The organism is Methylobacterium sp. WL6 (assembly GCF_008040095.1).
Classification (GTDB): Bacteria; Pseudomonadota; Alphaproteobacteria; order Rhizobiales; family Beijerinckiaceae; genus Methylobacterium.
This window is the reverse complement of record NZ_VRVH01000150.1, coordinates 1-10,571: the sequence shown is the minus strand read 5'-3', so window position 1 is coordinate 10,571 and position 10,571 is coordinate 1. Positions and strand designations below refer to the sequence as shown.

Here is a 10,571-nt window from a genome sequence, read left to right as displayed (position 1 = left end):
GCCCTGGGCGAGCCGGTCGAGGATCGCGGCGAAATCCCGGGCGGGCGCGTAGGCGGTCGCCAGGCCGAGGGCGAGCGCGTCGCCCGGGCCGACCCGGCTGCCGGTGAGCGCGAGATAGGTGCCGACGCGGCCGGGCAGGCGCGGCAGGGCGTAGGTCATCCCGACATCGGGAAACAGGCCGATCCCGACCTCGGGCATGGCGAAGACGTACGTCTCCGAGGAGACGCGGTGGGCCCCGTGGAGCGAGATGCCGACGCCGCCGCCCATCACCACGCCCTCGATCAGCGCGACGATCGGCTTCTCGTAGCGCTGCATCCGGGCGACGAGGCGGTACTCGGCCTGCCAGAACGCGAACACCTCGTCGAAGCGTCCCGCCTGGCCGCAGGCGTGGATGTGGCGGATGTCGCCGCCGGCGCAGAAGGCGCGCCCCCCGGCGCCGCGGATCGCCACGCGGGTGATGCCGGCATCCGCCGCCCAGGCGTCGAGCTGCGCGTGCAGCGCGCCGATCATCCCGAGGGAGAGCGCGTTCAGGGCCTTCGGCCGGTCGAGGGTGACGAGGCCGAGCGCGCCCCGCCGCTCGAACCGGATCTCGTCGTTGGCCGCTTCGGCTCCGCTCACGTCTCTCGATCCTCTCGCCGCGTGTCCGCTCAGCGGGGGTTAGAGGCCGTACCGGCCCGGGCGTCAACGCCGGGCACCGGCGCGGGTGTCAGGCCGGCGCTCGGTCCGCGTGCGATGCGGAGGGCAGACCCATGCGGCGGTAGAGTTCGGCTTGGACCGCGATGCTGGTGACAAGGGACAGGATATTCACCGGGCTCATCAGGGCCGGCTTCATTAGAGCCGACCTCACGACGGCCGCTTGGAGCCAAAGCGTCGCCGCGATGATCGCCAGGAGGACCGGCAGGAGCACGGCGCCGACGAGAAGCCCGGCGAACGTGATTTCCCAGACCCGTCCCTTCGTCGCCGAGACCGCGCCCGACAGGCTGAGCGGGAGGACGCCGAGGGCGCCGAGGGCGAGCGCGGGGCCGGCCAGCGTGAGCCGGATGCAGATCCACCAGCTCGGCACGAGCAGTCCCAGAACAAGTAGGACGGGGATCCCGAGCCGATCATGGAGGTTCCAGAGCCAGAGCCAGGCCGCTCCGCCGAGGAAGAGCAGGAGATCGAGGGCGACGACGTTGAGGATGGCGCGGCGCCGCGCGCCGGGTTTCGGGGTCGACGGCGACCCGACGTCCCAGATCACCTCGTAAAGCATGACCTTGTAGGGCGCGACGAGGACGAAGACGGCCGCATGGAGCAGCAGCCACCATCCGGTCACGGCGGGCACGTCGTTCTCGTGTCGCATCAGGGCCTCCGCGCCGTCGCCCGCGAGCAGGATCACGAACGCGATCGCCGTCGCCGGCCCGAGCGCGCGCATCGCGCGAAAGCTCCGTCCGTACGCGGCCGGAATGATCCCCTCGAGCGTGAACGATGCCGTCATGAGCCCCCCGACCAACACCTCGACCGGCGAATCGAACGCCGGAGCGATGTGAAAGAATTCCGATCCGCTGCGGGATGTCACGTGCCGAGGCGACGGCGTCACGCAGGCGTGAACCGTTCGGCGACGGTGCCGCGCTGCGGGCGGGGCGCCTCCGGCGGCTCGTGACGTCGCGGCGCTTCGCCGGCTTCGCCCGCCCCGCCACTTATGCTACGCCGCGCCACCCGCGAACCGATCACAGCGAACGCGATCCCATGCCCTTCGAACACGCTTCCGACGACACGCCCCGGCCGCGCCCGCTCGCCGTGGAGACCGCGCGGGAGGGGACCCGCGCCGAGGGCCTGAAGATCACCCAGCGTCCGCGCCGCAACCGCAAGGCCGACTGGTCGCGGCGGCTGGTGCGCGAGAACACGCTGACGGTCGACGACCTGATCTGGCCGATGTTCGTGATCGAGGGGACGGGCCGGCGCGAGCCGATCGCCTCCATGCCCGGCGTCGAGCGCCTCAGCGTCGACGAGATCGTGCGCGACGCCGAGCGCGCCGCCCGCCTCGGCATCCCGGCGATCTCGTTCTTTCCCTATACGGAAGCGAGCTTGCGCGACCCCACAGGCTCCGAGGCCCTGAACCCGGACAACCTCGTCTGCCGGGCGGTGCGCGCGGTGAAGAAGGCGGTGCCGCAGATCGGCATCATGACCGACGTCGCCCTCGACCCCTACACCTCGCACGGCCATGACGGCCTGCTCTCGGACGGCGCGATCCTCAACGACGAGACCGTCGCGCTGCTGGTCGAGCAGAGCCTGATCCAGGCCGAGGCCGGCACCGACATCATCGCGCCCTCCGACATGATGGACGGGCGCGTCGGCGCGATCCGCGCCGGGCTCGACAAGGCCGGCTTCCTCGACGTGCAGATCATGGCCTACGCGGCGAAGTACGCCAGCGCGTTCTACGGCCCGTTCCGCGACGCGATCGGCACGCAGGCGGCGCTCGTCGGCGACAAGCGCACCTACCAGATGGACCCCGGCAACGGCCTGGAGGCGTTGCGCGAGGTCGCCCTCGACCTGGAGGAGGGCGCCGATTCGGTGATGGTGAAGCCCGGGCTACCCTATCTCGACATCATCCGCCGGGTGAAGGACGAATTCGGCGTGCCGACCTTCGCCTACCAGGTGTCGGGCGAGTACGCGATGATCGAGGCCGCCAGCCGCAACGGCTGGCTCGACGGCGAGCGCGCCATGGTCGAGAGCCTGCTCGCCTTCAAGCGCGCCGGTGCCGACGGCGTGCTGACCTACTACGCCCCCCGCGTCGCCGAGCGGCTGCGCACCGGGGCGTGAGGCGCCGGCGGGGCAGGGGGGTCGTCGCCCTCGGGATCGTGCTCGGATTTCTCGGCGGTCTCAGCGCCTGCGAGAGCGCGGTGCAGCGCCAGCGCCTGTCCATCTGCCGGAAGGCGGTGCCCGCGCTCGTGCCGGACGAGACGGCGGTGCGGATCCTGCGCGCCGGCACCGGTGCGGCCCCCGACAGCATCCGCGTCGACTACGTGCTCGGTCACCATCCCCACTATGCGTTGTGCCGCTTCAACGCCGGGGCCGTGCTCGACGGCATCTCCACCGACCGCACGACGCTGTCGGAGGCCTCCCTCTACCTGCTCAAGCGCTACTATCTCGACACGCCGGACGCCGACGAGCCCAAGCAGAAGATACCTTGAGCGCTCGGCGCTCGAAGGAGGTTCGCGTCACGTAGTCTATACGGTGACGTGTTTTGAGGCAGACGGACGGTGACTTGCTTGCAAGAGCAGCAATTACAGCTCAAGCCAGCAAAAATTAACAGCAGCCCATGCCTCGCGCTTTTAAGCTTTGTGAAAATATTACAGTCCTAAGTCTATATCACTACGGACTCATACAACCTTCTCCCCCACAGGTACGCGTCGGCGTGCCCGCGGCGGCGCGCCCAGGAGATTCCATGGTCCCCCAGCGCATCTCCGAAGATGTCGGCCTCGCGGAACTGGTCGACCGCTCCACCGGCCAGCTGAAGACTTCGACCCGAGCCAGCATCGGCGCGATCAACACGATCACCCGCCGCATGCATCTGCTGGCGATGAACGCGATGATCGAGGCGGCGCATGCCGGCGCGCAGGGCGCGGGCTTCTCGGTGGTGGCGCAGGAGGTGCGCCAGGTCGCCGGCGAGATCGACGGCCTCGCCTCGGCGCTGGGCACGAAGCTCGGCGACGGCGTCGACACGCTGACCCGCGCCGTCGGCCAGCTCGCCGACCACGCCCGCGCCACGCGTTGCGTCGATCTCGCCCTCAACGCCGTCGAGGTGATCGACCGCAATCTCTACGAGCGCACCTGCGACGTGCGCTGGTGGGCGACGGATGCCGCGATCGTCGACGCCGCGTCCGATCCGACCGAGGCGGCCGCCGCCCATGCGAGCCGGCGCCTCGGCGTCATCCTGTCGTCCTACATGGTCTATCTCGACCTCTGGCTGTGCGACCTGCACGGGCGCGTGATCGCCGGCGGGCGCCCGGACCGCTTCGCCGTCCAGGGCCGCGACGTCCGCACCGAGGCGTGGTTCGCCAAGGCGCGCGCCCTGACCTCGGGCGACGACTTCGCGGTCGCCGACATCGCGCGCTGCGCCGGGCTCGGCGGTGCGCAGGTCGCGACCTACGTCGCCTCGGTCCGCGCGGACGGCGAGGCGCACGGCAAGCCCCTGGGCTACCTCGCGATCCATTTCGACTGGGAGCCGCAGGCCCGCGCGATCGTCGAGGGCGTCCGCCTCGCGCCCGACGAGCGGGCATCGAGCCGCGTGATGCTGCTCGACGCGCGCCATCGCGTCATCGCCTGCTCGCGGGGCCGCGGCATCCTCACCGAGCGCTACCCGCTGCAGGTCGACGCCGCCGCCAGCGGGCATTACCGCGATCCCCAGGGGCGCCTGGTCGCGTACCACGCCACGCCCGGCTACGAGACCTATGACGGCCTCGGCTGGCGCGGCGTCATCGAGCAGGCGGCCGGCTGAGCGGAGGGGGCCGGGCCTTGAGGGAGATCGGGGCGATTCCCATGTGACGGTCCAGCGACGTCACGCGAGATCACGGCCATGCTGAACCCCCGCTCCGATTACGCCCGCCCGTTCGAAGCGCCGAGCTACCTGCCCCCCGTGACGATGCCGGCGGTCCGCGCCAGCCTCGGCGGCCGCACGGTCGCCTACCTGCTCGACATCCTGTTCATCCTCGGCTTCAGCGCCCTGCTCTGGGTCGCGATCGCCTTCCTCGGCGTGGTCACCTTCGGCCTCGGCTGGGCGCTGTTCGCGGTCCTGCCGGCGAGCGGCGTGATCTACAGTGCGATCACCGTCGGCGGCTCGCGCCAGAGCACGCTCGGGATGCGGATGATGGGCCTGCGCGTCGTCGCGCCGGAGACCGGGCGGCCGGTCGACCTGATCACCGCCGCGGTCCACGCGCTGCTGTTCTACGTCGCGATCTCGACCTTCCTGCTGTGGTTCGTCGATCTCGCCTTCGGCCTGGTCCGCAGCGATCGCCGCCTCGGCCACGACGTGCTCCTCGGCCTCGCCGTCGTGCGCGCCGGCTGACGTCGCGACCGCGCCGGCAAACGGTTTCGGCCGCGCACACCGGCGCGGCGAAATTGTCGCCTCGCCTTGGCCGGCAACCCATTGAGCGCGGCCACGGCCGCGTTACACTGCAGCGGCGGCCCGGCGCAGGAACCCGTGGCGAGAGGGCAGCGCGAAGCGTGACGAGCCACCCGCGCGACACACCGCAATTCTACCTGACGGCGCCGTCGAACTGCCCCTACCTGCCGGGGCAGGAGGAGCGGAAGGTGTTCACGCACCTCGTCGGCCGTCGCGCCCGCGATCTCAACGAGATCCTGACGCAGGGCGGCTTCCGCCGCTCGCAGACCATCGCCTACCGCCCGGCCTGCGAGACCTGCCGCGCCTGCATCTCGGTGCGCGTGGTGGTGTCCGACTTCGTCGCCAGCGGCAGCCAACGCCGGATCCTGTCGCGCAGCGCCGACCTCGTCGGCACGCCCGAGCCGAACCGCCCGGCCTCCGAGCAGTACGCCCTGTTCCGCCGCTACCTCGACGCCCGCCACGGCGACGGCGGCATGGTCGACATGACGGTGCTCGACTACGCGATGATGATCGAGGACAGCCACGTCGACACGCACCTCGTCGCCTATCGCCGGCGCGGGCCCGACACCGCGATCCATGGCCGCGGCGTCGGCGGCCTGGTGGCGCTCTGCCTCACCGACGTGCTCTCCGACGGCCTGTCGATGGTGTACTCGTTCTACGACCCGGCGGAGGCCCACCGGTCGCTTGGGACCTACATGATCCTCGATCATATCCGGCGCGCCCACGAGATGGGCCTGCCGTACCTCTACCTCGGCTACTGGGTCGAGGGCTCGCGCAAGATGGACTACAAGGCCCGCTTCCTGCCGCAGGAGCGGTTGCAGCCGCAGGGTTGGGTGCGGGTCGAGCCGAAGGCGTAACGCTAGCGCGGTCAGCAGGGCCGGCCGGCCCTGCGGTGCGTTCACCTCCCGGCTCAGCCGTGCTAGGCGCGCGGCACGACACGCCCGCGAGATCCGAGACGCCGATGATCCCCCGCTACAGCCGCCCCGCGATGACGGCGATCTGGTCGCCCGAATCCCGCTTCCGGATCTGGTTCGAGATCGAGGCGCACGCTACCACGGCGCTCAGCGAGATCGGCGTCGTGCCGAAGGAGGCCGCGGACAAGGTCTGGGAGAAGGGCCGCGACGCGGTGTTCGACGTGGCCCGCATCGACGCGATCGAGGCGGTGACCAAGCACGACGTCATCGCCTTCCTCACGCATCTGTCGGAGATCGTCGGGCCGGAGGCGCGCTTCGTCCACCAGGGCATGACCTCGTCGGACGTGCTCGACACCTGCCTCAACGTCCAGCTCGTCCGCGCCGCCGACATCCTGATCGCCGACGTCGATGCGCTGCTCGCCGCCCTGAAGCGCCGCGCGCTCGAGCACAAGCTCACCCCGACCATCGGCCGCTCGCACGGCATCCACGCCGAGCCCGTCACCTTCGGCCTCAAGCTCGCCCAGGCCTACGCCGAGTTCGCGCGCAACCGCGCCCGGCTGGTGCTGGCGCGGGAGGAGATCGCCACCTGCGCGATCTCGGGCGCGGTCGGGACCTTCGCCAACATCGACCCGCGGGTCGAGGCCTACGTCGCCGAGAAGATGGGGCTGACGGTCGAGCCGGTCTCGACCCAGGTCATCCCGCGCGACCGGCACGCGATGTTCTTCGCGACGCTCGGCGTCGTCGCCTCGTCGCTCGAGCGGCTCGCGATCGAGGTGCGTCACCTGCAGCGCACCGAGGTGCTGGAGGCCGAGGAGTTCTTCTCGGAAGGCCAGAAGGGCTCGTCGGCGATGCCGCACAAGCGCAATCCGGTGCTGACCGAGAACGTCACCGGGCTCACCCGCATGGTGCGCGCCTACGCGCTGCCGGCGATGGAGAACGTGGCGCTCTGGCACGAGCGCGACATCTCGCACTCCTCCGTCGAGCGGATGATCGGGCCGGATGCCACCGTCACCCTCGACTTCGCGCTCGCCCGCATGACGGGGGTGATCGACAAGCTGCTGATCTACCCGGCCCAGATGCAGAAGAATCTCGACCGGCTCGGCGGCCTCGTCCACTCGCAGCGCGTGCTGTTGGCCCTGACGCAGGCGGGCGTCAGTCGTGAGGACGCGTATCGCCTCGTCCAGCGCAACGCGATGCCGGTCTGGCGCGGGGAGGGCGACTTCCTCGCCCTGCTGAAGGGCGATGCCGAGGTCACGGCGGCCCTGTCGCCCGAGCAGATCGAGGAATGCTTCGATCTCGGCTACCACTTCAAGCACGTGGACACGATCTTCTCGCGGGTCTTCGGGGACGGCTGAACCCCGCACGAATCCTGCTTGGAACGATTTCGACCGGTCATCGCAAAGGGCATCCGCCGTGGCGTCACCCCGCATCGTCTACCTCAACGGCGAATTCCTGCCCTTCGACGAGGCCCGCGTGCCGGTGATGGATCGCGGGTTCCTGTTTGCGGACGGGATCTACGAGGTCTCGGCGATCATCGACGGGCGCCTCGTCGACAACGCGGCGCATCTTGCCCGCCTCGACCGGTCGCTCGGCGAGATCGGCATCCGCAACCCGCACGACGCGGCCGCCTGGGAGCGCCTGCAGACTGAGCTCGTCGCCCGGAACGGCGTCGTCGAGGGGCTGGTCTACATGCAGGTCACGCGCGGCGTGCACGAGCGCGACTTCGCCTTCCCGCCCGCCGGCACGCCGCCGACCGTGATGATGTTCACGCAAGCCAAGACCGTGCTCGCCAACACGCTGGCCGAGACCGGCGCCAAGGTGGTCACGGTCGAGGACCTGCGCTGGAAGCGGCGGGACATCAAGTCGGTCGCCCTGCTCGCACAGGTGCTGGCCAAGCAGGCGGCCGCGGAGGCCGGCGTCGCCGAAGCCTGGATGGTCGAGGACGGCGCGGTCACGGAGGGCTCGTCCTCCACCGCCTTCATCGCGACCGGGGACGGCCGCCTGGTCACCCGCCCGCTCTCGACCGCGCTCCTGCCCGGCATCACCCGCGCCGCGGTGATGCGGCTCGCCGCCGAGACCGGCCTGACGGTGGAGGAGCGCCTGTTCTCCGTCGAGGAGGCCTACGCGGCGGCGGAGGCGTTCTACACCAGCGCCTCGGCCTTCGTGATGCCGGTCGTCGCCATCGACGACCGCACGATCGGCGAGGGCGTCCCCGGCCCGATCGCCGGCGCGGGCGGCGGGGCGACCTCCGGTGCGGGCGCGGGTGCGCCGTAATCGACCTCCAGGCGCGCGATGGCGTTGTCGAGCGCCTGCCGCTCGAGATCGATGTCCGCCTCGGGCAGCGGCGGGTCGAGGGAGCGGAGCTGGCCGATCAGGGCGTTGCGCGCGCGCTCGTAGACCGCCTTGCGCATGGCCGGCGTCCGGTCGGGCAGGGCGTCGAGCGCCCGCGCCAGCAACGGGTAGTAATCGGCCATGTCCTCAGGGATCCGCGGGTTCGCGGTCCGCGCGTCGCGCGGACCGGACGATCAATCCTCGAAGGGATTGTGCATCAGGATGGTGTCGTCGCGCTCCGGCGACGTCGAGAGGAGCGCCACCGGGCAGCCGATCAGCTCCTCGATGCGCCGGACGTACTTGATCGCCTGCGCCGGCAGCTCGGCCCAGGAGCGGGCGCCGGCGGTCGTCTCCGACCATCCGGGGATCGTCTCGTAGATCGGCTCGACCCGGGCCTGCGCGGCCTGGCTCGCCGGCAGGTGGTCGATGACCGCGCCGTCGAGGCGGTAGCCGGTGCAGACCTCGATCGTCTCGAACCCATCGAGGATGTCGAGCTTGGTCAGGGCGATGCCGTCGATGCCCGAGGTGCGCACGGTCTGGCGCACCAGCACCGCATCGAACCAGCCGCAGCGCCGCTTGCGCCCGGTGTTGACGCCGAACTCGCGGCCCTTCCGGCCGATGGTCTCGCCGATCTCGTCGAACAGCTCGGTCGGGAACGGGCCCTCGCCGACGCGGGTGGTGTAGGCCTTGGCGATGCCGAGCACGTAGCCGATCGCGCCCGGGCCGAGGCCCGAGCCGGTCGCCGCCTGCGCCGCGACGATGTTCGACGAGGTGACGAAGGGATAGGTGCCGTGGTCGACGTCGAGCAGCGCGCCCTGCGCGCCCTCGAACAGGATGCGCTTGCCGGCGCGGCGTTCCTCGTCGAGCAGCGCCCAGACCGGGCAGGCATAGGGCAGGATCGTCGGCGCGATTGCCTTCAATTCCGACAGCAAGGCGCCCGCGTCGACCTCGGCGATGCCAAGGCCGCGGCGCAGGGCGTTGTGGTGGGTCAGCACCCGCTCGATCTTGGCCGGCAGGGTGTCGGCATCGGCGAGATCGACCACGCGGATCGCGCGGCGGCCGACCTTGTCCTCGTAGGCGGGGCCGATGCCGCGCTTGGTCGTGCCGATCTTCAGCCCGGCGTTGGCGGTCTCGCGGAAATGGTCGAGCTCGCGGTGCAGCGGCAGGATCAGCGTCGCGTTGTCGGCGATGCGGAGGGATCGCGGCGAGACCTCGACGCCCTGCGCCTGGATGCGGGCGATCTCGTCGACGAGGTGCCACGGGTCGACGACGACGCCGTTGCCGATCACCGAGAGCTTGCCGCCGCGCACCACGCCCGAGGGCAGCAGCGCCAGCTTGTAGGTCACGCCGTCGATGACGAGCGTATGCCCGGCATTGTGGCCGCCCTGGAAGCGGACCACGATGTCGGCCTGCTCGGAGAGCCAGTCGACGATCTTCCCCTTGCCCTCATCGCCCCATTGGGCGCCTACGACGACGACGTTCGCCATGCGTGCCTTCAGACCCGTGGCCCGTTCGCGGGCGCCCGGCGTTGCGCCGCGCGAGAGAAAACCCGTTGCCGTGAGGGTGTTTCCGCGATCCGGTCCGGGAAATCAAGCAAACCGCCCCCGCCGTGTCGAACCGGCAGGGGACGAGCTTCGGCGCGGAGCCTATTTGGCTTCGGTTCCGGGCTTCTGCCCCGGCAGCTCGCCCGGCTTGATCACCGGCATGGAGCCGGCGTTCGGGTTCGGCGGCTCGACCACCATGCCGGGGGCCGCGTTGTCCGGCGGCTTGATGACGCCGTCGCTCTGCTGCAGCTTGTCGCTGAGCGTGGAATCGGCCGGCGGCGCGTCGGCATTCGGGCGCACGCGATCGGGCGGCGTCTGGTTCTGGGGCGGCAGCACCGGATCGCTGTCGCGACCCTTCAGCGGCGCATCGGGATTCTGGGCGAGCGCGGCCGTGGCGACCAGCGCAAAGACCGAGGCGGCGAGCCCCGTCAGGACTTTTGACAACAGAGACCTCCCTCTCGTTCGCGATCGGGAAGCAAACACCGACGCCGGGGAACCGTTCCTATCGCGATCTCCTGGGACGCGGATGCCTCGTTCGAATTGAACGCCGCGTCCCTCCCCCCTCTACGGGGGAGAGTGGCCCGCGAAGCGGGTCGGGAGAGGGGAGCGCCGTATCCGGCACTGTCGCTCCCCCCTCCCGACCCTCGCTGACGCGAGGCCCACCCTCCACCGCTCCAGGGG

General features: G+C 70.7%; 11 protein-coding genes and 1 pseudogene. 7 read left to right on the top strand and 5 right to left on the bottom strand.

Translation table 11 applies throughout. From position 1 onward, the window contains the following. Nucleotides 1-618: enoyl-CoA hydratase/isomerase family protein (locus FV230_RS17875; RefSeq protein WP_147843355.1), on the bottom strand; the 618-nt coding region annotated here is incomplete at its 3' end. An 88-nt stretch (nucleotides 619-706) separates the two neighbouring features. Beyond that, on the bottom strand, nucleotides 707-1,411 hold the full coding sequence (locus FV230_RS17870; protein ID WP_147843354.1) for a hypothetical protein: 705 nt from the start codon (nucleotides 1,409-1,411) through the stop codon (nucleotides 707-709). 314 nt (nucleotides 1,412-1,725) lie between these two features. Between FV230_RS17870 and hemB the strand changes: the two genes are divergently transcribed. From hemB to FV230_RS17835, 7 genes are all read left to right on the top strand, one after another. Beyond that, nucleotides 1,726-2,799: a porphobilinogen synthase gene (gene hemB / locus FV230_RS17865; RefSeq protein WP_147843353.1), complete on the top strand. Its 1,074-nt coding sequence runs from the start codon at nucleotides 1,726-1,728 to the stop codon at nucleotides 2,797-2,799. Then, nucleotides 2,796-3,170 carry a hypothetical protein gene (locus FV230_RS17860; RefSeq protein WP_243938102.1) on the top strand — a complete coding sequence of 125 codons (375 nt, stop codon included), beginning with the start codon at nucleotides 2,796-2,798 and terminating at the stop codon, nucleotides 3,168-3,170. Before hemB ends, FV230_RS17860 begins: the two co-directional genes overlap by 4 nt. 254 nt (nucleotides 3,171-3,424) lie before the next feature. Beyond that, on the top strand, nucleotides 3,425-4,477 hold the full coding sequence (locus tag FV230_RS17855) for a methyl-accepting chemotaxis protein (RefSeq protein ID WP_246694902.1): 1,053 nt from the start codon (nucleotides 3,425-3,427) through the stop codon (nucleotides 4,475-4,477). Between the two features lie 78 nt (nucleotides 4,478-4,555). Further along, nucleotides 4,556-5,044 carry an RDD family protein gene (locus tag FV230_RS17850; protein WP_147727423.1) on the top strand — a complete coding sequence of 163 codons (489 nt, stop codon included), beginning with the start codon at nucleotides 4,556-4,558 and terminating at the stop codon, nucleotides 5,042-5,044. A 158-nt stretch (nucleotides 5,045-5,202) separates the two neighbouring features. Then, nucleotides 5,203-5,958 (top strand): arginyltransferase, encoded by a 756-nt coding sequence (locus FV230_RS17845; RefSeq protein WP_147727422.1) that lies wholly within the window; start codon nucleotides 5,203-5,205, stop codon nucleotides 5,956-5,958. 104 nt (nucleotides 5,959-6,062) lie between these two features. Continuing rightward, nucleotides 6,063-7,370, top strand: a complete 1,308-nt coding sequence (purB, locus tag FV230_RS17840) for an adenylosuccinate lyase (RefSeq protein ID WP_147843351.1) — start codon at nucleotides 6,063-6,065, stop codon at nucleotides 7,368-7,370. Nucleotides 7,371-7,428: 58 nt separating this feature from the next. Beyond that, nucleotides 7,429-8,289, top strand: coding sequence for a D-amino-acid transaminase (locus tag FV230_RS17835; RefSeq protein ID WP_147843350.1), 861 nt, complete (start codon nucleotides 7,429-7,431; stop codon nucleotides 8,287-8,289). Here the strand turns inward: FV230_RS17835 and FV230_RS17830 are convergent. From FV230_RS17830 to FV230_RS17820, 3 genes and pseudogenes are all read right to left on the bottom strand, one after another. Continuing rightward, nucleotides 8,268-8,489, bottom strand: a pseudogene (locus tag FV230_RS17830) (histidine kinase); the annotation flags it as partial. The gene FV230_RS17835 and the pseudogene FV230_RS17830 sit on opposite strands and share 22 nt — an antisense overlap. Nucleotides 8,490-8,540: 51 nt before the next feature. Continuing rightward, nucleotides 8,541-9,833, bottom strand: a complete 1,293-nt coding sequence (locus FV230_RS17825) for an adenylosuccinate synthase (RefSeq protein ID WP_147727418.1) — start codon at nucleotides 9,831-9,833, stop codon at nucleotides 8,541-8,543. Between the two features lie 159 nt (nucleotides 9,834-9,992). Further along, a complete protein-coding gene (locus tag FV230_RS17820) occupies nucleotides 9,993-10,334 on the bottom strand; it encodes a hypothetical protein (RefSeq protein WP_348642147.1) in 342 nt (113 codons plus the stop codon). Nucleotides 10,335-10,571 lie beyond the last annotated feature (237 nt).

Excerpts from the sequence above, each read along its gene's own strand:
- FV230_RS17870 (WP_147843354.1), bottom strand. The coding sequence starts at position 1,411 with ATGCGCGCGCTCGGGCCGGCGACGGCGATCGCGTTCGTGATCCTGCTC.
- FV230_RS17825 (WP_147727418.1), bottom strand. The coding sequence starts at position 9,833 with ATGGCGAACGTCGTCGTCGTAGGCGCCCAATGGGGCGATGAGGGCAAG.
- FV230_RS17855 (WP_246694902.1), top strand. The coding sequence starts at position 3,425 with ATGGTCCCCCAGCGCATCTCCGAAGATGTCGGCCTCGCGGAACTGGTC.
- FV230_RS17850 (WP_147727423.1), top strand. The coding sequence starts at position 4,556 with ATGCTGAACCCCCGCTCCGATTACGCCCGCCCGTTCGAAGCGCCGAGC.
- purB (WP_147843351.1), top strand. The coding sequence starts at position 6,063 with ATGATCCCCCGCTACAGCCGCCCCGCGATGACGGCGATCTGGTCGCCC.
- hemB (WP_147843353.1), top strand. The coding sequence starts at position 1,726 with ATGCCCTTCGAACACGCTTCCGACGACACGCCCCGGCCGCGCCCGCTC.